Raw genomic sequence first — 18,060 nt, forward strand, 5'->3', positions numbered from 1 at the left:
ATGGATACTATGAGCTTATTAATGCAAGGCTTTGCGGTAGCATTAACGCCGGAAAGTATTATGTTTGCGGTTATTGGTGCTATTTTAGGTACCTTAATTGGTGCATTGCCGGGTCTTGGCCCTGCAAACGGTGTTGCTATCTTGATTCCATTGGCGTTTAGCTTAGGTTTGTCGCCAACTTCTTCTCTTATCTTGTTAACGTCTGTTTATGCGGGTGCCATGTACGGCGGTCGTATTTCGTCTATCCTGTTGAATATCCCAGGTGACGAGCCAGCCATGATGACCTGTTTAGATGGTTATCCAATGGCGCTAAAGGGCAAAGCAGCAGAAGCCTTGGCTATCTCTGCAATTGCTTCTTTTATCGGTAGCTTTATTGCGACAATCGGTCTAGTCATTCTTGCGCCAATCTTAGCGAAATTTGCCCTAAGATTTGGTCCATCTGAATACTTTGCCTTGTTTGCGCTGGCTTTTGCGACCTTGGGTGGTATCACAGGTAAAAACCAGTTTAAAACTTTGATGGCGGCGGCTATTGGTCTAATGATCGCGACGGTTGGTATCGATATTTCAACTGGAGTACAGCGCTTTACGTTTAACACTCTTGAGTTATTCGAAGGGGTTGATTTTATTATCGCGATTGTTGGTTTGTTTGCTATCAGTGAGTTGTTGTTCTTCTTAGAGCGCCATGCTGGTGATGGTCTAAAACAGGTTGCCATCAATAAACTTAAATTATCTGCAAAAGACATAATCAAAGTGCTTCCGGCTTCTTTCCGTGGTGCGGTACTTGGTTTTGTTGCTGGTGTATTACCAGGTGCGGGCGCTTCTTTGGGTAGCTTTATTAGTTACACTTTGGAAAAACGCGTATCGGATAAAGGTGAATTTGGTAAAGGTGACCCTCGTGGTGTTGCTGCCCCTGAAGCCGGTAATAATGGTGCTGCATCTGGTGCACTTGTACCAATGTTGACACTTGGTGTTCCAGGAAGTGGTACGACTGCCGTGCTTTTAGCGATGTTGATTTCTTTAAACATCTCTCCTGGCCCAATGTTGTTTCAACAAAATGCGGATCTAGTTTGGGGTGTTATCGCAGCAATGTTTGTTGGTAACCTTGTGTTGCTACTGCTAAACATTCCAATGGTAGGTATCTTTGTTAAACTGTTGAGCATTCCACCTAAATACCTAATGCCGATTGTTACCTTGATCGCATCTGTCGGTATTTATTCTGTAAGCCACAGCGCATTAGATTTGTACTTTATGATTGGCTTCGGTGTATTGGGTTATATCTTCCGTAAGATTGATATTCCACTAGTGCCAATCATTTTGGGTATGTTGCTCGGGCCAGAAATGGAGAAAAGTCTTCGTCATGCATTAGTGTTATCTGATGGTGATTGGACAGTACTTTTCAACAGCGGTTTGAGTATTGGTCTATGGACTGTTGCGATACTAGGTTTGGTTTTACCTATGATAGTAGGTCCAATTGTTCGCGCTAAAATGTCTAAGTCAAAAGAAGCTGTTAAAGACGTTTAAGCCCTGCAATACTATTGGCACTGTAATAACAAAATTCGAGCAATGTATGTTGCTCGGATTTTGTTGTTTTTATAATAAAAAATATGATGGCTAAAAGTTATGCGAATTCTGGTGGTAGAAGATACTCAGGTATTAGGGCAAGCGATCTGTGAGCGATTAACAAGCCTAGGGCATGGCGTTGATTTAATCGGAGACGGCAAGCGAGCAGATGAGTTGCTGAAGTATCAATCAGTCGATTTGATTTTGCTTGATCTTAATTTACCTGGATTATCGGGATTGCAATTGCTACAGAAGCTGCGCCAGCGTGATGATGATACGCCAGTATTAATTTTAACTGCTCGAGATCAAATCGAAGACCGCATAAGACTTCTCGACGAAGGTGCAGACGATTACCTAACTAAGCCGTTTGATTTTGGTGAGCTAGAAGCTCGATGTAGGGCCTTATTGCGACGCAAGCAAGGTTACGCGGCAAATGTCACTGAACACGGCAATATAGTTGTTAACCGAGACAGTCGTCAGGTATTTATTGATGGCGAGCTCACTGCTATCACTAACCGAGAATTTCGGTTGCTGGAAATATTCTTGGGCCATTTAGGTCGCGTCCTAAGTAAAGATGAAATCACCGATCACTTATTTAATTTTAATGAAACGCCAGGACCTAATGCGATAGAGCTTTATGTTGGGCGTTTGAGAAAAAAAATGGCCACGGGGGATTTGGCAATTAGTACTCTAAGAGGAATCGGTTATGTGGCAGAAATCGCCAAACCATCGAAACCTTAGTGAAGAGGAGGAAAAAAAAGCCTTAGCTAATGCTCCGTCATTACGCTTTCGTTTTATACTCGCCGGTGTGCTTGTTATCGGTGTTATTGCAGGCTTGGCGATTAATTTAATCTTTGACTACAGCCAAAAGTTAGCTGATTTATCCTATGACCGTTTATTGCGCAGTGCCTTGCTGCAAATGGATGAAAACGTCGGTTTGATGCGTAACGAGGTGAGCATCGATATTCCTTGGTCGGCGTTCGCTACCTTAGCGCAAGCGGAAGAAGATCGGGTTTTTTATAAAGTAGAGAGTTTGGAGCAAGGGTTTATTACTGGTTATCAAGATCTTGATAGTCAGCCACCGCAACCTCCTGTTTCAGATCAAATTCAATTCTATAATCAAGAATATTCAGGCGAGATGGTTCGCTTTGCTTGGGTGCAGCGCCATATAACGGATCCAGAAACCGCGCAAACCGTGCGTATTATTTTAGGTCAAACGCGATTGTCACGAGAGCAAATGGCGTCTGCAGTGACACAAAAAGCCGTTGAAGTTGTCGTGTTTATCGTCTTGGTTGCTATTACTTTAATTATTATCGGCAGTCATCTTGTCTTAAGGCCCTTGCATCGAATTGAGCGAGCGTTAGAAGAGCGAGCCATGGGTGACCTCACGCCAATTGATATCAATACGCCAAAAGAGACTCATCATTTAAAAGTCGCCATCAACCATTTCATGGCGCGATTACAAACTAACCTTGAGCAGCTAGAAAACTATACTGCGGATGCGGCTCATCAATTACGTACGCCGTTGGCAAGTTTACGAGCACTGGCAGAAAATGCTCGTGATATTTCTTCTTTAGGAAACTCACCAGAGCGCCAACATCAGGCTTTAGAGAACATCGTTAATCAATGCGACACCTTGAGCCAGACGGTCACCTTATTGCTTAACCAAGCGGTGGTTTCTCACCGTTTGCAGACGCACCGATTAGAACCAATTGACTTGTTAGCACCCATTACGGCGTCTTGTCGAGAGCAGGCGGTGACGGCGTTGCATCAAGGAGTTCATCTTTCACTTGATTGTGAATTAAAAGAAACCATGATTTTAGGTGATTCTTTTTCGATTCAACAAATGATGCAAAACCTTATTGAAAATGCGGTACGTTACAGCCGTGCTGATGTAGATCAAGCGACGGAAGTTATCGTTCAAGTTAGTGAGTTTGAGCGCTTTTATCGCATTAAGGTGATTGATTATGGTAATGGTATTCCCGACATAGAAAAAGAGCGGGTGTTCGAGCGCTTTTATCGAGGACGTTATGATATTGCGGGCAGTGGTGTTGGTTTGGCGATGGTAAAAGATATTGTCGACCACCATTCAGCACGAATTCAGATATTGGATACCGAGCCAAAAGGCACCACGTTTCAAGTGGATTTTGCCAAATTTCGATTTGATGAGGGCACTTTATGAAACGGATGCTTTTCTGCTTGATGCTTATAGCTGGTCTTGTTGGAACTAGATCATGGTCAGCAGAACCTGTTTGGTTTGGTCATACTAATGCACAGCGAGTTTTGCTAATCAATTCAGCGATGGACTTGGCGTCCTTTGCACCGATTTTAAAAGAGTTTGTGATTCTTCACCCAGATGTTCGTGTAGCGTATCGAGATGTAAATACGTTGGAACTGTATTACCAGACGATAAGAGAGCAAAAAAAACCACAAGCGAGCTTAGTGATTAGCAGTGCCATGGATTTGCATCTTAAGTTAGTAAACGATGGTTACGCGCAAACCTATCAGTCGAGTTTTACCGATCGTTTGCCAGATAACTTTAAATGGCGGAACCAGCTGTTTGCTTTTTCACTTGAGCCAATTGTTATGTTGGTGAATAAAAAAGAATTTCCTGGAGAATTACCTGAAGATCGTCAGACTTTGCTGCAAACCATTCGTCAAAATGAAAAAACGATGACCAAACGAATTGGCACTTACGATATTCGACAAAGTGGTGTTGGCTATTTATTGGCGAGCCAAGATGCGCGACAAGCGGATGTCACTTGGGGGCGATTATTGGAAGCTTTTGGTAGTCACGATGTGCAAACCTATTGTTGTACGCACGATATTATTGACGATGTTGCGTCGGGAAAATTGGTATTGGGTTATAACTTATTGGGTTCTTATGCATCACAAAGGGCCCAAGAAGACGATAGATTAAAAATGATCCTACCGAAAGATTATACGCTGATGTTAATGCGCGCTGCACTGATTCCAAAAGGTGCGCCAAATGCAGAAGATGCCGGTATTTTCTTGGATTTTTTGCTATCAGATAAAGCACAAAAAATGATGCAAACACAAGGCTTGCTGTTTCCCATTCGCCCTGATTTAAATAATCCTAATGATCCTTATGTGGTGAACGCGCCAGGGCCAACTGGTATTATCGAATTAGATCAGCAGTTACTGGTAGGGCGCGATTACGCTAAACAAAAGCGTTTCATTCGTAACTGGGAAATGGCACTGGAAATTAGTGATGAAGATTAGCGCGGTAGCAGCCAGGCGTAATTTGATAGTATTTAGTAAATAGGCGAACAAGGGCGCTAGCATTACTTATTCCTGTTTTTTCGGCAATATACTCTAGGCTTTTATTGGTCGATCTTAACCACATTTTTGCTTCCCTTAAGCGGCGTTGCTGAAGGTATTGCTTCGGTGTCATCTTTAGGTGTCGCTTGAATAAAATAGTTAATTGGCTTGGGCTTAAATGCACGTCAGCGGCAAGTTCTGCTAAGCTCCAAGGCTCCTGAAAGTTATGATCTAGTCGGTGTTTGGCTTTGGTTAATCGGGCGTCAGCCTGCAGTATTTTTGCTTGCGGAATGGGCAATAAATGTTCCAGCAAATTTAATGCTTGTTGAGTTTTAAGGGAGTGATGAGATTCACTTATCAAGCTGGATAGAAATGGCAAATAGGCTTTGGTTTGAGTGTTTAGCTCGACAAAGTTATTGGTGCTTTCAATCTTGTGATCCCAAACGGGAAGAGAATTGAGTATCAAGCAGTGGTTGTCTTCCCTTGCTAAATGCGTATGAGCTTGATTTGTAGAGATCAGACAGGCCTGTCCAAATTGAACCGCTTGCTGGCGGTTTTCTACATCTAGTATTAGGCAGCCAGAAAGTGGCAAGACTATTTGAGTGTGATTATGCGAATGAGCACTCGCTGTATCTTTATAGGAAATGACTTCTATAAAATCTCGCATGATACTCGTTCCTTATGACCGCTTATGCTCTAATTTTTACTGTGTGTTACAGAAAGTATAATGATCTATCTTTGTTTTGCTGTAATGATATTAAAACTTAAGCGGACAAATCAAAAGGAAAGAATATGCGTCATTTATTTGCTCTAGTGTTTTTTCTCTCTATGCCAAGTGCATGGGCAGAGATGACGTTGACTGTTCTAGACCAAGATAATCTTCCGGTGCCGGATGCGGTTGTTATTGTCTCTAACCATGAAGTAAGTACGCCTAGTGCGGTTGCTGTAATGGATCAGATTGACGAATCTTTTGTACCGCGAGTGTTGGTCGTGCAAAAAGGTCAGTACGTTAGCTTTCCTAATAGTGATGATATCCGCCATCACGTTTACAGTTTTTCTCAGCCAAAAACTTTTGAAATTAAGCTCTATAAAGGCACTGAAATTGCCCCTATCTTGTTTGATAAGGCTGGTCTTGTGGTGCTCGGTTGTAACATACATGACGACATGATTGGCTATATTCTTGTAGCGGATAACACTTTTGCGCTGAAAACAGGCAAAGACGGCAAAGTACGTCTGCCAGTAAAAAAGGGTGATACCGTGTCTTTGTGGAGTGAGAGATTAATCGATGGCTTGGGTTCTATGAAGACAGTTAATATTAAAAGCGATGTCGAGCAGACTCTTTCTTTAGGGCTTTTGCCTCCAATTGAAGCGATGGATCACAGTAGTATGAACACAGGATTTGGCAAAAAGAAATGGTCAAAATGATCCATATTTAATGAGTAGCAGAAATTTAATGAGTAAGAGCGTTATAAAAGTAGTAGCCATGAGTTGCTTAGTTTTGTGTACGGTTCCAACAATGGCGGCCGATGGAAAAATATTAACCACCGCCGGATTGTCGCAAGTTGAAGGCAGTGGTGGTGGCGGTCTTGTGCCATGGGCTACGTTAGCGGGATATGATAGCCGTGACGAAACCTCTGCATCGTTTTTTATCACCGATGTAAATGTAACAGATTATCGCCTTACGTCGATTGGCGTAGCGACCAGCTTTTACGACAGAGTTGAGCTGAGTTATACCCAACAGACATTTGCTTTGCCTGCGTCTTTGATTACAGGGCTGAGTCTTGACTCAGAAGATATTAAGCAGGATGTCGTCGGTGTAAAAGTTCGCTTATATGGCGATGCTGTTTACTCCACCTATCCCCAAGTTAGTGTCGGTTTGCAATATAAGCAATTAGACAGTGATTTTGTTGCTTCGTATCTTGGGGCAAAAGACGACAGCGGTACAGACTTCTATGTTGCAGCAACTAAAGTGCATTTAGGTGCGGTTGCGGGTTACAACCTTGTTTGGAACCTAACTGCTCGCGCTACCAAGGCTAATGAATTGGGGTTGTTGGGTTATGGTGGACCAGACAATACTAGTTACCAAGTGATGATGGAAGGCAGTGTTGGCTTGCTGCTATCGCCAAACTGGATTGTGGGTATGGAATATCGTCAGAAACCAAGCAATCTATCTAGTGTAGAAGAAGATGATTGGAAAGATATTTTCATCAGTTATTTGCCGAATAAAAACCTCAACATCACCGCCGCTTATGTCGATTTAGGTACAGTTGCCACCAAGAAAGATCAAACAGGCATTTATTTATCCATGACGGGGTACTTATGGTAAACCTATTAAAAGCATCGTTTCTTGTATTGAGTATATTTTTGGTTGCCTGTGCGACACCTGGTAAAGCACCACAAAGCCTATATGACGAAATCGGCGGTCAACCGACAATAGAAGCCATTACCGATAACTTTATCAACGAAATAAGCTTCAATGAAACTATCTATCGTTATTTTGAAAAAACCAATATCACTCGCTTCCGTGAAAAGTTCATTGAGCATCTTTGTGTGAATACTGGCGGCCCATGTACTTATACTGGTGACACAATGCTAAGAGTACACCAAGGTCAAAATATCAATGAAACTGACTTTAATTTAACTGTCGATTTGTTGGTAAACGCCATGAAAAAAGCCGGCTTAACCTACCCGCAGCAAAACCAGGTGCTTAAAGTGCTCGTGCCGATGCGTGGAGAGATGCTTTATAAATGATTTTTGATTGGAATTAATGGCTTTGTTCAATCGAAAGCGACCTGCGGGTCGCTTTTTTATTTGATCTCGGTCAGCCAATAGCAAAGCATTCATAGTCTTGTCGTGAGCATCGGAGTAGGGTGAAAGATAACCTTTGTGAATTCACTATAAGGTAACGTCAAATAAGAGAAATACGATGCTGGCTATTTTCACTGATTTAGCAGATTGGCTCACCTTCATATTATTTGGCTTATCTCCGAATTCGAAGCTCGGTGATGCGGTTCATTTCTTTATTGAAGACACGACCAAGATATTTTTCCTCTTGGTCATCATGATCTACTTTATTGCGCTGTTACGTGCATCTCTTAATATTGAACGAGTCCGAGATTATCTTGCCAAGAAAAATCGTTTTGTTGGCTATTTAACCGGATCTGTCTTCGGCGCAATTACGCCATTTTGCTCCTGTTCAAGCATTCCTGTGTTTCTCGGTTTTACCTCAGCTGGTATTCCTGTCGGCATTACCATGTCATTTTTATTGACCTCGCCGCTGATTAATGAAGTCGCTGTCTTGCTACTGCTTAGTTTGGTTGGCTGGCAAATTACCTTGATGTACGTTTTGGTTGGCGTGGCGGTTGGTATCTTGGGCGGGGTGTTTCTTGATCTCATTCGAGCTGAAAAAATGCTGCAGCCTTTTGCTTTAAAGGCCTATCAATCGGCAACGCCAGCAACGATAAGTGCCAATGAAGTGAGTGCAAAACCAACGCTGTCTTTTCGTGAGCGACACGACTTTGCTAAGAATGAGTTGTGGGATATTTTCTCACGCGTGTGGAAATGGGTTTTTATTGGTGTTGGTCTTGGTGCAGCCTTGCATGGTTATGTACCTGTGTCTTGGCTAGAAGGTAATCTTGGTGATGGTCAATGGTGGTCTGTGCCTTTGGCTGTGTTGCTTGGTATTCCGCTGTATTCAAATGCCACGGGCGTGATCCCCATCATGGAAAGTTTGATTACCAAAGGTTTGCCAATCGGTACCACCATGGCGTTTTGCATGAGCACTGTCGCGGCCAGCTTTCCAGAATTTATCCTACTTAAACAAGTGATGACGTGGAAATTGCTTGCCATCATTTTGGCGATGTTGCTTTTCTCCTTCACTTTAGTGGGTTGGATTTTGAATCTTGTTAACTGAAACGCTAATCAAAAAAGGAACAATCAAATGAAGCAAGTCAAAGTGTTAGGTAGTGGATGTAGTAAATGTGTGAAAACGGCTGAACTTATCAAAGCTATTGCCGCGGAAAACGAAGTTCCAGTAAATGTAGAGAAAGAAACCAGCGCCGAAGTCATTATGAGTTATGGCGTAATGAGCACACCAGCTGTGGTGATAGACGATGTTGTTGTGCATTACGGCTCGATTCCCGATAAGACAAAAATACAAAGCTGGTTTTGATTAGCGAATGTGATCCACATACCGAATATAGCGTGACGATTATGGATTCTCATAAAAGTCTTGTAGTAGGCTTATTGGCTAGTCAAGGAAGGTATGTTGTATGGTGAATTGGATTTCTCCTGAATTTCTTGGCACTAAACTTTGAACCAACCAAGAATCTGGAGCATTTTATGATTCCAAAGACAGCAAAATTGCGTGTTGCAAGACCAACTGACAACCTAGCTAAAATCACCGACATGTATGTTAATGGTCTAGGTTTCAAACTGCTCGGTAGCTTCGAAGGTCATAATGGCTTCGATGGTTCTATCGTCGGTCATGAACAGCATAACTATCACTTAGAATTTACCCATCATAAAGGCACAATCGTCGGTAAAGCGCCGACGCAAGATAACTTACTCATCTTCTATTTTATCAACACGCAAGTATGGGAAGAATGCTGCGAGCAGGTGCAAGCCGCGGGATTTGTTCATGTGCCATCCTATAACGATTACTGGGACGACGTTGGCAAAACCTTTGAAGACGTGGACGGTTATCGAGTGGTATTGCAAAACCGCGAGTGGACGGCTTGATAGAGTTAGAGAAGCTTTGAAATGAAAAAATACGTTATTTATTTTTCCTTGGCTACATTGAATTTTGTGGTGAATTTTTTAATTTACAATTATTCCTTTGTCACACAAGCAACTCCTTATCTTCATGAAGAGCAGCGAGTAGAAAGTGCAATTGCAATGTTTGAGGTGACAGTGCCTGCTTTTTTAGCATCTTCTTGTTTCATGGCCTTGCTGTTTTATTTTGCTGCCAATAAGTTAAATAAGAAGTAGCGCGATGCCTTGAGGGGCGTTGCTATTTCACGAGCCTATATCTTGTCCAGAGTCATACTTTGGTTAAAAGGCGCTATCTTCTTTTTGCTCTTCGCTTTAAATTAGGTTTGTCTAATATTAAATCTAATTAAGGTGAACCATGAAAAGCTATAAAGAAATCAACAAAGACCAAAATGCTTTTGCCCGTGAGTACCGTAAATCCTCTCCTGAGATATTGGATGGATTTATGGCTATGCACAAAGCCGCCATGGAAGAGGGCGCGCTGGCCGTTAAAGTAAAAGAAATGATGGCACTAAGTATTGGTATTGCTTCACGTTGTGACGGTTGTATTGCTTCTCATGCCAAAGCGGCACTTCGCGCTGGCGCTACTAGAGAAGAATTGATCGAAACCATCAACGTTGCACTTATGATGGGTGGCGGTCCAGCAGTTATCTACGGTACACAGGCATTGGCTGCAGTGGATAAATTTTTAGCTGGGTGAGGTTATATAGGAAGAGAATGAAAGCCTTATGATGGTTTCATTTTCTTCAAATCTGCTTTACGTTGGGTTTTTACTTTTTGATAGAAATTTTCGTGTGATCCAAATTGTAACAAGTAGATATCAAGTCGTTGTTCAATCCATGAATAACCAAGTAAAACTTGTTGTTTTTCCAGTTTAAATTTGTGAACTCTCAGATGGGCAAGATCACCTTTCTTTTGCTCTCCAACCTCTGGATGAGCGACGATTTTATCTATTTCATCCTCTACTAGTTTCAGATGCACTTCAGAGAGCTTACTTAATGCCTTCTCAAACCGCTTTGATTCGTAAACTTTAAGTTCGTTTTGTTCTTCTGACATAAGGTTTCACCAATCCTTGGTTTACTTCTTCTGTTGCTAATAGAGACTCACGGACAAATTCATAGGATAAATCTGGGTTGTCTATCATGATTTGACCTATCTTTGCCCAATATTCTATTTGCTTTGGCAATGAGCGGTGCTCAGCCTCTGCATAAACTTTGGCGTTAGCGACAAAGGTATCGTCTAATCTTACGCTGGTAGCCATATTCTACACCTACATTGTATGGGGAATTTAATTTTATAAATATGCGACAAATTGTCGCGTAATGCAATGATTGCTCATGAATTGATTTCCTAATATCTTTCTAATAATAGTTCATTGGAGAATATGCATATTGTGCAATACCTTAAAAATGCTGTTTATCATTGTTGTTTGTCTGCAAAATAAATTAGAAAAGAGATCTGGATAATGTCAGGGAAAGACTCGAACACATCTACTCGAAAAAATAGAAAGCATCGCCAGAAGAGAAGGCAGCGTAATGCAAACTTGGCTCAAGTACAGCATGAGGAAAGATCAACGCGGAGCTATAGAGTAAAACGTAAAATAGCTCAGCTGTACTTTATTCAACAGGTAGGGGCAAAATGCCCATTCTCGCTTTTTGTATGGATTCCATTCGGATTTTTTGCCCCTATCGGCATACTTTCTCATCTAAACGTCGAAGGTGAAATTATTCCTTTTGTATTTTTCCTGGGTTTTATCGTTCTCATGCTGATCGGCGTAAGCAAGGTAGAAAAATACGTAGAAGGCAAGTTATCACGGCATGAGCCACTTGCTCGCTTTGTATGGGGTTATCACTTGTTAGCTCTGGCTGGTGGCGCTCTTTCATTCTCACTGTTGTAAATGTAGAGTGTTTTTTTCTAATTGTTTGCTTTAACTGAATGATACAGAAGGCCGCTCCACAGGAGTAGTTCAACCTATTCATCGATTACCACCAGTCCAACATATCCACTAAGCAGCGTTTCTCTTTCGGTATTATTTCTGATCATCGACTTTAGCGAAATGCCGCTTTAAGGTCGATACTTCATCTGCTCGAACCAAATCTAACCGTTCCTCTAATCTCCCGGTAGCGTTGTATCAAAGTGGTCGATTTTTTATCTACAAAAATTGCTAGTCACTCATATAGGTTAACTAAAGATTAAAAAACAAACAAGTTTTTGTGGTTTTTAAGTTCATTTTGCTATACTGTCAATAAATTGTCAGTAATAAGTAAATATTAAGCCTATATGCTGGGTAGCCTTTCTTATTTTTCATCACTGACTCGTGTAGTTTTTTAACAAAACAAGCATGCTCATTTTTGTTCTATTAAAAAATAGAACTATCAATATAGATCAAATATTAGCTGTATTTCAAAGAATTAAGACATGGAGGAACGCGCACACTGGGTCTGTTGGATAAGCGCACATTATTAAAACATTCTGTTCAAAAAATAGTTTACTTATATTTAGGGAAAATATTATGAGATATATAGTAACTGCTGCATTGTTAGTGTTTTCAGTTTGTTCTTATGCTGATGGGGTAGATAACTGGAACTTCAACTTAGGTATCGGAGTAGAGCAGTATCGAAGTGATTATATAGACCAAGCTAAAATAGCTGGTGATGAGAGAATTGTTGTTGTAGAAAAAGAATACCAGACAAGGCCGAGTGCTTGGTTAACTTTATCATGGAATTTTTGGGGGTTAGGAGACCCTGTAAGAACGACACAAAATGCTGCTGGGAATAATATAGATATACATAACGTAAAGTTTGGCCTTTTCGTAGGAGCCAAAATTTTAGGAGAAAATGCTACATCATTTGAATCTTTTGCGCTTGGTCCACAAATTACATTTCAAGCAGAAGATAGAGATATCAGTGTTGGACTTGGTTGGGTTACGCATCCAACAAGAGAGTTAGCTTCTGGCATCAGTGAGGGAGGCACACTTCCTTCTCAATTTGATGACATAACTTATAAAGAAGGCACAGAAAACAGCTATATGCTTATGTTTTCCATAGCACTATAGTGCTAATAAAGTGGAATTACTTTACTTCCCTGAGGGAGAATTTCAACAATTTTTTATTTGATAACACTTTTTTCAATATTAGGGTTTTCTACGGGCAACTAAAAAGAGTCGTCAAACGGTTTTAGATAAGTGTTATCTTGTTCTCATCTCCAATGGTGATAAATAACCCCCTAGGAAAGGTAACATTATTTGAAAATCACGATGTCCATCAGTGCTCAACACCTAGCTTGGTTAGTCGTTGCCATTATTCTGGGAATGACGATTGCTTACTGGTATACCGGCTGGCCGGTTATTGCTGTGTATTTCGGCATGCCATCCGGTATTTTGAGTGCTTTAGGATTCTTTTTGGTGGACAAATTTTTTCTGAAAGATGTACAAAGCTTAATCAAGCGTTTTCTATTAAGAGTGCTTTGTATGCTAGCTATTTCAGTGGCTGTCTTTGCAATGTTTGTGCTTTTAAAGTGACAGGCATATTTCTTCAAGAGTCATGGATTTAAAGCGCTGTAATTGAACTTAAATCCCTTGTCGGCCTAAAGGCGCGACTTACGCGAGAATGAAAGCTTCGCTTTCAGCGGCAATTTCTTTAAAACCGAGAGTCGCTGCTCTAATAATGCCCTACGTTTTGGTTTTACTAGAATAGCTACGAAGAGGTCAGTTCGACGCAATCCTTATGGAGTTTCAGAGTCAGTTAAAAATAGCCTTTGTAGTCACATCAAAAACAATCTATGCCTTACGTTTTATTTCGTCTTGCTAAACCAAGTTCAAACAGAGTAAATGAGACGTTTGGGCTGAAAGCCCGAGAAAGCGATTTTTTGCTTTTCTTTAAAATGAAAGTTTTTGGGCGCTAGCAAAAAGTTACACGCCCAGCAGGGCGGAATAAAGGTCAGGAATACAAAGCGATTGAGAGGAAACAAAAGAAGAGAATAACCCCTCCCTAGCCCTCCCCTTGGAAGACATAAGGGGAGGGAAAAAAACTTTTGTCCCCTTGAAAAAAGGGGAAGGAACTAAACAAAAAAGGCGACTCATCAGTCGCCTTTCGCATTTCTAGTGTGTTTGCTTATCAAGCGTGAATATCACCACGTTTCACCTGCATGCGACGCAAGAACTCCGACATGATGTGCATGTAAAGTTCATCGCCTAGGTATTTGTCTTCTACACCGCGGTCGATGCTTGGGTTGTCGTTAACTTCGATAACGTAACCACGGCCGTTGATTTCTTTTACGTCGACGCCGTATAAGCCTTCGCCAATCGGTTTGGTGGCAGCAATGGCGGCTTGTAGCACGCGTCGTGGCACTTCGAAGGTTGGTAACGTATCAAATCCGCCGCTTTGGCTTTTGCTACCTGTATGTTGGTAAATCTGCCAGTGGTTTTTCACCATGTAGTAGCGACAAGCAAAGATCGGTTTGTTGTTCAGTACGCCGATACGCCAGTCGAATTCGGTGTAAAGGTATTCTTGTACCAATAACAAAGACGATTTTTTAAACAAGGTGTTCAAACTCTCAGTCAAAGCTTCGCGGTTTTCTGCTTTGATTACGCCTTTAGAAAATGCTCCGTCCGGAATTTTTACCACCATTGGGTAGCTGATAACGGCTTCCAATGCGTCTTCTACGTTGTCTTCACCCTTGTGTACGATGCGTGTTTTTGGGCATGGTACTTTGTGGGTGTTGAACAAATCTGCTAAGTACACTTTATTGGTACAGCGCATGATGGATTGTGGGTCGTCCATAACGACCAAGCCCAAGCCTTCGGCTTTTTTGGCGAAGCGGTAGGTGTGGTGGTCGATGTTGGTGGTTTCACGAATGAACAAACCATCGTATTCTGGCAGACGCATAATGTCTTTTGGGCCAATCGTATCAACGTGAATGCCAAGTTGTTTACCGGCTTGGATGAATTTTTTAATCGCTTGGTCATCACTTGGCGGCATGGCTTCTTCTGGGTTAACCAAAATCGCCATGTCGAATTTCGCGGCACGTTGAATGCGGCCTTTGCTCCATACCTTGTTGCTAAAAGCTTCCAAAGATTCGGCGAATAATGTTTCTTCTGCGTCGTTCAGTTTACTTTGTGATGTAGAAAAGAGGGCGGTGACTTGCCATTCTTTGCGGAATTTCAAAGTTACTTCCAATACAGGGCTAGGAAAACTCTCGAATAATTTGCGTGCGAATTCCTTCATTTCTGGATGAATCGTTTTGCCGAATACGCAGTGGAATTTCATTTCCATCGGTGCTTCTGGTTTGGCGAGTTTTTTTGCCAGTAATGGTAACCACTGAGAGATCTCTAACTCATATAGGTCTTTCTTGCTTAGGTCATTAAGCACGCGCACAGAAGGCATAACGTGATGACCACGGCTTTCTGCCAACAGGGAGCAGTAATATCCGTCAGACAGATATTTGCTGCTTTTACATAGGTTGATGATGCGTGTGCGTCCTTGGCTTTTTGTCGCTGCCAAGTTTAGGTATTGAGTAAAAGTGATCACTCGATCACTAGGTAAAAACGCTGACCAATCTTTGGCCTGATCAACAACTATGTAAGTCTGTGACATTGGTTATGCTTTTCCTTTTGCTTAAAGATCATTATGTTTGTTTAAAAGTGGTTTCAAAAAGGGGGTTAAAAAACACCCTCAATTTGTGCGGATAGTGCGCTTGTTTTACAAATTTAACAATAGTCTAAAAAAAACTTTTCGCGACTACTGCGCTTGCTAATACTTTGTTAAAAATAGACTCGAAAATGCTCATTTATAAAACATAAACTCCGCTTTCTCGTCTATTTTTGCCTCGCCTTAACTTCGCTCGTGACATCGTGAATAAGTTTTTTGCATAAAAAAATAAAATGTTTTTTTGATGAAAAAATAGACTATCTTTTAAACAGGTTTCGCCCTAGAATGCGCGAAAATTTTCATCGTTAAACTGTCAGTAGTTCGACGATCCTAGCGACCTTTTGCCCTTTAGAGGCGATGTAATGATCACAAGCTCGGTCACCTGTTCTTCCCCAAATATTGATATACGTTTAGCTAGTATAGACGATTTAAAAGCATTGCTCATTTTGGAGGGCAAAGCCTTTACTGGCGACCGTTTGAGTCGTCGTAGTTTTCGTCATGCGATTACCAGTTCTGGTTCAGCGCTATTTGTTGCAATGACGGAAGACGGTGAACTGCTGGGTTATGCCTTGTTGCATCTTCGCCAAGGTACTCACTTGGCTCGTTTGTATTCGCTTGCGGTATCACCTGAAGCACGCGGCCTTGGTATCGGAAAATTGTTGATCCAAGCCTGTGAGAAAAAAGCCCTTAAAAAAGGCAAGATGTTGCTGCGTTTGGAAGTCAGTGATGTGAATCACAATGCCATCGCCTTGTATCAAAAAATGGGTTACAAGGAATTTGGTCATTACGATGCTTATTACGAAGATCAAACCGATGCGATTCGTATGCAGAAACGTTTGCGTCATGCCGGTGACGAGCAAACCACGCGAGCGATTCCTTGGTTAGCGCAAGGTACGCCATTTACCTGCGGGCCTGCTTCGTTGCAAATGGTGTTGTCTTCGATGCATCCAGATTATCAAGCGACGCCTAACGATGAGTTAGAGATTTGGCGTGAAGCGACGACGATTTTCATGACGTCTGGTCATGGTGGTTGTCATCCTATGGGATTGGCCTTGGCCGCTAAAAAGCGCGGCTTGTCTGCGGATGTTTGGTTGAGCGAAGAAGGTCCGTTGTTTGTCGACAGCGTGCGTAATGAGCTGAAGAAAAACGTCATCACGCGCGTACATGAAAGCTTTGCCCAACAATGTGAAGATGTCGGCGTGCCCTTGCATTACACTGCGATGCCGTTGGCACAATTGATTGAAGCGTTTGACGATGGCGCCTTGGCGATTATCTTGATCAGCACCTTCCGCATGGATGGTAAGAAATCTCCCCATTGGGTGGTGATGTCTGGCTACGACGAACATTGTATTCTGGTACATGATCCAGATTTAGACGACGATAAAAAATTACCTGACGATCCACCAAGTCCATTGGATTGCCAATACGTGCCGATTGCCCGTGATGAGTTTGAAAAAATGTCACGCTTTGGGCAAAGTCGTTTACAGGCCACTGTCGTATTAAAAAATCTGTAGTACGGCAAAGTTTGTAGCGCGGAAAACAGCTTAGTTTTTTATTTGTTTGATTTCTTATACCGGAAAGCCGCAGAGTTTTGCGGCGTTTTCCCAGAAAAACTTTGCTCGTATAATTGCATCAGGAAACTGCTTCTCTGCAAGGCTGAGCAAGGTGCCATAATCCATTCTGTGTTGCGCTTTTAAGAACGGCCAATCCGATCCCCAAATGATGCGATCCTCTCCGAAACTTTCAACAATGGCATCGACATAAGGTTTTGTGTCGGCATAAGGGAATACGCCTTGCGTGAATTTGGCAAAGCCAGAAACCTTGATGTAAGCACGTTGCGTTTTTGCTAGCGCAAGTACGGCTTGAAAGCCTTTGTTTGTTACGCCTTTTTCAATATTAGGTCGGCCACAATGGTCGATTAATATTTTTGCCTTGCTGTTCATCAATAAGGGCGCGAGATCGAGCATTTGCTCGTCTTCGATTTGCACCTGAACAATCATATCGAGATCCGCTAGGCGATCCATTAATGGTGCGGATTGTGCAAAGTTCTCAAATCCATAATAAGCGACATTGAAGGTAACTCCGATCACGCCTTGGGCTTTTAGTTGTGCAAGTTCTTCTGATGATGCGTCTTGTTTGACTACAGCCATGCCTTTGAAGCGACCGTTGGAGCGAGCAATTGCATCTAACAAAGCGCGATTGTCGTTTTCGCCATACGCGGAGTTTGGGCCAACTAATAGAGCGTGGGACACACCGTAGGTTTCTAAAACTTGTAGAAAGTAATCTGCCGTCGCAATCTCGTGGCCTTCTGGTGCATAAGGTGTATTTGCTTGATAGGGAAAGCTCTGTGGGTCAAAAATGTGATTGTGGCAATCTATTTTACGTTCAGTGAATACCGACATGGGAACTCCTTTCATATTGTGTCTGTACAGTAATGAAAGAAGGGCTGGCAAGCTATTTGATTTTGGTCTTTAGGTATTGGAAATACCGGATAGTTTTTTTTCAAACTTTTATTCTTTTGTATTCATAGGTTTAGCTCATAGCACTGTAGTGTTTAATCGGCCGATGAACATTGACTTCTTTGGTTTGTTTTTTCTTTATTTTTACTTCTCTTTTATAGTTTTAGTCTATGAGCAAGGTTTAAGGAACTTATTTGTGCGCCTTGATCGAGCCGTATTTTAGTGAGATAACGAAAGTAATTGTTCTAAAGCGAAAATGTTTTTGTTTGATGCCGAATGTTCTCACGAAGGAAAAATAGTTCGGTTGACGGAAAGTTTTGATGCTGAAAGTCAAAATAATA

The 18,060-nt window shown here is 41.9% G+C and carries 21 protein-coding genes; 16 read left to right on the top strand and 5 right to left on the bottom strand.

The annotated features are described in order from the left end of the window. From CYL31_RS08735 to CYL31_RS08750, 4 genes are all read left to right on the top strand, one after another. Positions 1-1,521, top strand: a complete 1,521-nt coding sequence (locus CYL31_RS08735; RefSeq protein ID WP_212918528.1) for a tripartite tricarboxylate transporter permease — start codon at positions 1-3, stop codon at positions 1,519-1,521. Positions 1,522-1,620: 99 nt separating this feature from the next. Continuing rightward, on the top strand, positions 1,621-2,301 hold the full coding sequence (locus CYL31_RS08740) for a response regulator transcription factor (RefSeq protein WP_212918529.1): 681 nt from the start codon (positions 1,621-1,623) through the stop codon (positions 2,299-2,301). Further along, positions 2,267-3,742: a sensor histidine kinase gene (locus CYL31_RS08745; protein ID WP_212918530.1), complete on the top strand. Its 1,476-nt coding sequence runs from the start codon at positions 2,267-2,269 to the stop codon at positions 3,740-3,742. Before CYL31_RS08740 ends, CYL31_RS08745 begins: the two co-directional genes overlap by 35 nt. Beyond that, a complete protein-coding gene (locus CYL31_RS08750; protein WP_212918531.1) occupies positions 3,739-4,803 on the top strand; it encodes an ABC transporter substrate-binding protein in 1,065 nt (354 codons plus the stop codon). Before CYL31_RS08745 ends, CYL31_RS08750 begins: the two co-directional genes overlap by 4 nt. On the opposite strand, the gene CYL31_RS08755 is transcribed toward CYL31_RS08750, so the two are convergent. Continuing rightward, entirely contained in the window at positions 4,787-5,509 is a 723-nt protein-coding gene (locus CYL31_RS08755; protein ID WP_212918532.1) for an AraC family transcriptional regulator, read from the bottom strand. The two genes, CYL31_RS08750 and CYL31_RS08755, sit on opposite strands and share 17 nt — an antisense overlap. Positions 5,510-5,634: 125 nt before the next feature. Between CYL31_RS08755 and CYL31_RS08760 the strand changes: the two genes are divergently transcribed. The 8 genes from CYL31_RS08760 to CYL31_RS08795 all read left to right on the top strand — a co-directional run bounded on the left by CYL31_RS08760 (position 5,635) and on the right by CYL31_RS08795 (position 10,312). Continuing rightward, positions 5,635-6,267: a methylamine utilization protein gene (locus CYL31_RS08760; protein WP_212918533.1), complete on the top strand. Its 633-nt coding sequence runs from the start codon at positions 5,635-5,637 to the stop codon at positions 6,265-6,267. Positions 6,268-6,325: 58 nt separating this feature from the next. After that, the gene (locus tag CYL31_RS08765) at positions 6,326-7,168 is read left to right on the top strand and encodes a DUF3034 family protein (protein ID WP_249411742.1); all 843 of its coding nucleotides are present in this window, start codon (positions 6,326-6,328) and stop codon (positions 7,166-7,168) included. Next, positions 7,162-7,593, top strand: a complete 432-nt coding sequence (locus tag CYL31_RS08770) for a group I truncated hemoglobin (protein ID WP_212918535.1) — start codon at positions 7,162-7,164, stop codon at positions 7,591-7,593. The genes CYL31_RS08765 and CYL31_RS08770 overlap by 7 nt, the downstream gene beginning before the upstream one ends. A gap of 175 nt (positions 7,594-7,768) precedes the next feature. Further along, complete coding sequence (locus CYL31_RS08775; protein WP_212918536.1) at positions 7,769-8,755, top strand: permease; 987 nt, start codon at positions 7,769-7,771, stop codon at positions 8,753-8,755. Between the two features lie 27 nt (positions 8,756-8,782). After that, on the top strand, positions 8,783-9,013 hold the full coding sequence (locus tag CYL31_RS08780; RefSeq protein WP_212918537.1) for a thioredoxin family protein: 231 nt from the start codon (positions 8,783-8,785) through the stop codon (positions 9,011-9,013). 170 nt (positions 9,014-9,183) lie between these two features. Further along, complete coding sequence (locus CYL31_RS08785; protein ID WP_212918538.1) at positions 9,184-9,582, top strand: VOC family protein; 399 nt, start codon at positions 9,184-9,186, stop codon at positions 9,580-9,582. Between the two features lie 21 nt (positions 9,583-9,603). Further along, on the top strand, positions 9,604-9,831 hold the full coding sequence (locus tag CYL31_RS08790; RefSeq protein ID WP_212918539.1) for a hypothetical protein: 228 nt from the start codon (positions 9,604-9,606) through the stop codon (positions 9,829-9,831). Positions 9,832-9,970: 139 nt separating this feature from the next. Beyond that, on the top strand, positions 9,971-10,312 hold the full coding sequence (locus tag CYL31_RS08795) for a carboxymuconolactone decarboxylase family protein (RefSeq protein WP_212918540.1): 342 nt from the start codon (positions 9,971-9,973) through the stop codon (positions 10,310-10,312). A gap of 26 nt (positions 10,313-10,338) precedes the next feature. On the opposite strand, the gene CYL31_RS08800 is transcribed toward CYL31_RS08795, so the two are convergent. Both CYL31_RS08800 and CYL31_RS08805 read right to left on the bottom strand, forming a co-directional pair. Then, a complete protein-coding gene (locus CYL31_RS08800) occupies positions 10,339-10,668 on the bottom strand; it encodes a type II toxin-antitoxin system RelE/ParE family toxin (protein WP_212918541.1) in 330 nt (109 codons plus the stop codon). After that, entirely contained in the window at positions 10,643-10,873 is a 231-nt protein-coding gene (locus CYL31_RS08805) for a TA system antitoxin ParD family protein (RefSeq protein WP_212918542.1), read from the bottom strand. The genes CYL31_RS08800 and CYL31_RS08805 overlap by 26 nt, the downstream gene beginning before the upstream one ends. A gap of 204 nt (positions 10,874-11,077) precedes the next feature. Between CYL31_RS08805 and CYL31_RS08810 the strand changes: the two genes are divergently transcribed. The 3 genes from CYL31_RS08810 (at position 11,078) to CYL31_RS08820 (ending at position 13,132) form a co-directional block, all read left to right on the top strand. Next, on the top strand, positions 11,078-11,509 hold the full coding sequence (locus tag CYL31_RS08810) for a hypothetical protein (protein WP_212918543.1): 432 nt from the start codon (positions 11,078-11,080) through the stop codon (positions 11,507-11,509). Between the two features lie 615 nt (positions 11,510-12,124). After that, the gene (locus CYL31_RS08815) at positions 12,125-12,667 is read left to right on the top strand and encodes a hypothetical protein (protein ID WP_212918544.1); all 543 of its coding nucleotides are present in this window, start codon (positions 12,125-12,127) and stop codon (positions 12,665-12,667) included. Between the two features lie 189 nt (positions 12,668-12,856). Further along, positions 12,857-13,132, top strand: a complete 276-nt coding sequence (locus CYL31_RS08820; RefSeq protein WP_212918545.1) for a hypothetical protein — start codon at positions 12,857-12,859, stop codon at positions 13,130-13,132. 595 nt (positions 13,133-13,727) lie between these two features. On the opposite strand, the gene CYL31_RS08825 is transcribed toward CYL31_RS08820, so the two are convergent. Next, positions 13,728-15,206: a RimK family ATP-grasp domain-containing protein gene (locus CYL31_RS08825; RefSeq protein ID WP_212918546.1), complete on the bottom strand. Its 1,479-nt coding sequence runs from the start codon at positions 15,204-15,206 to the stop codon at positions 13,728-13,730. Between the two features lie 416 nt (positions 15,207-15,622). Here CYL31_RS08825 and CYL31_RS08830 point away from each other — a divergent pair, with 416 nt between their 5' ends. Then, positions 15,623-16,774, top strand: a complete 1,152-nt coding sequence (locus CYL31_RS08830) for a GNAT family N-acetyltransferase/peptidase C39 family protein (RefSeq protein ID WP_212918547.1) — start codon at positions 15,623-15,625, stop codon at positions 16,772-16,774. Positions 16,775-16,828: 54 nt separating this feature from the next. On the opposite strand, the gene CYL31_RS08835 is transcribed toward CYL31_RS08830, so the two are convergent. Then, positions 16,829-17,662: an amidohydrolase family protein gene (locus CYL31_RS08835; protein WP_212918548.1), complete on the bottom strand. Its 834-nt coding sequence runs from the start codon at positions 17,660-17,662 to the stop codon at positions 16,829-16,831. Positions 17,663-18,060: the final 398 nt, after the last annotated feature.

It is taken from the genome of Marinomonas sp. A3A, from assembly GCF_018336955.1.
Lineage (GTDB): Bacteria > Pseudomonadota > Gammaproteobacteria > Pseudomonadales > Marinomonadaceae > Marinomonas > Marinomonas lutimaris.

What these genes read in the sequence shown, in the direction of transcription:
- CYL31_RS08735 (WP_212918528.1), top strand. Translation starts at nt 1, where the DNA reads ATGGATACTATGAGCTTATTAATGCAAGGCTTTGCGGTAGCATTAACG.
- CYL31_RS08740 (WP_212918529.1), top strand. Translation starts at nt 1,621, where the DNA reads ATGCGAATTCTGGTGGTAGAAGATACTCAGGTATTAGGGCAAGCGATC.
- CYL31_RS08745 (WP_212918530.1), top strand. Translation starts at nt 2,267, where the DNA reads ATGTGGCAGAAATCGCCAAACCATCGAAACCTTAGTGAAGAGGAGGAA.
- CYL31_RS08750 (WP_212918531.1), top strand. Translation starts at nt 3,739, where the DNA reads ATGAAACGGATGCTTTTCTGCTTGATGCTTATAGCTGGTCTTGTTGGA.
- CYL31_RS08755 (WP_212918532.1), bottom strand. Translation starts at nt 5,509, where the DNA reads ATGCGAGATTTTATAGAAGTCATTTCCTATAAAGATACAGCGAGTGCT.
- CYL31_RS08760 (WP_212918533.1), top strand. Translation starts at nt 5,635, where the DNA reads ATGCGTCATTTATTTGCTCTAGTGTTTTTTCTCTCTATGCCAAGTGCA.
- CYL31_RS08765 (WP_249411742.1), top strand. Translation starts at nt 6,326, where the DNA reads ATGAGTTGCTTAGTTTTGTGTACGGTTCCAACAATGGCGGCCGATGGA.
- CYL31_RS08770 (WP_212918535.1), top strand. Translation starts at nt 7,162, where the DNA reads ATGGTAAACCTATTAAAAGCATCGTTTCTTGTATTGAGTATATTTTTG.
- CYL31_RS08775 (WP_212918536.1), top strand. Translation starts at nt 7,769, where the DNA reads ATGCTGGCTATTTTCACTGATTTAGCAGATTGGCTCACCTTCATATTA.
- CYL31_RS08780 (WP_212918537.1), top strand. Translation starts at nt 8,783, where the DNA reads ATGAAGCAAGTCAAAGTGTTAGGTAGTGGATGTAGTAAATGTGTGAAA.
- CYL31_RS08785 (WP_212918538.1), top strand. Translation starts at nt 9,184, where the DNA reads ATGATTCCAAAGACAGCAAAATTGCGTGTTGCAAGACCAACTGACAAC.
- CYL31_RS08790 (WP_212918539.1), top strand. Translation starts at nt 9,604, where the DNA reads ATGAAAAAATACGTTATTTATTTTTCCTTGGCTACATTGAATTTTGTG.
- CYL31_RS08795 (WP_212918540.1), top strand. Translation starts at nt 9,971, where the DNA reads ATGAAAAGCTATAAAGAAATCAACAAAGACCAAAATGCTTTTGCCCGT.
- CYL31_RS08800 (WP_212918541.1), bottom strand. Translation starts at nt 10,668, where the DNA reads ATGTCAGAAGAACAAAACGAACTTAAAGTTTACGAATCAAAGCGGTTT.
- CYL31_RS08805 (WP_212918542.1), bottom strand. Translation starts at nt 10,873, where the DNA reads ATGGCTACCAGCGTAAGATTAGACGATACCTTTGTCGCTAACGCCAAA.
- CYL31_RS08810 (WP_212918543.1), top strand. Translation starts at nt 11,078, where the DNA reads ATGTCAGGGAAAGACTCGAACACATCTACTCGAAAAAATAGAAAGCAT.
- CYL31_RS08815 (WP_212918544.1), top strand. Translation starts at nt 12,125, where the DNA reads ATGAGATATATAGTAACTGCTGCATTGTTAGTGTTTTCAGTTTGTTCT.
- CYL31_RS08825 (WP_212918546.1), bottom strand. Translation starts at nt 15,206, where the DNA reads ATGTCACAGACTTACATAGTTGTTGATCAGGCCAAAGATTGGTCAGCG.
- CYL31_RS08830 (WP_212918547.1), top strand. Translation starts at nt 15,623, where the DNA reads ATGATCACAAGCTCGGTCACCTGTTCTTCCCCAAATATTGATATACGT.
- CYL31_RS08835 (WP_212918548.1), bottom strand. Translation starts at nt 17,662, where the DNA reads ATGTCGGTATTCACTGAACGTAAAATAGATTGCCACAATCACATTTTT.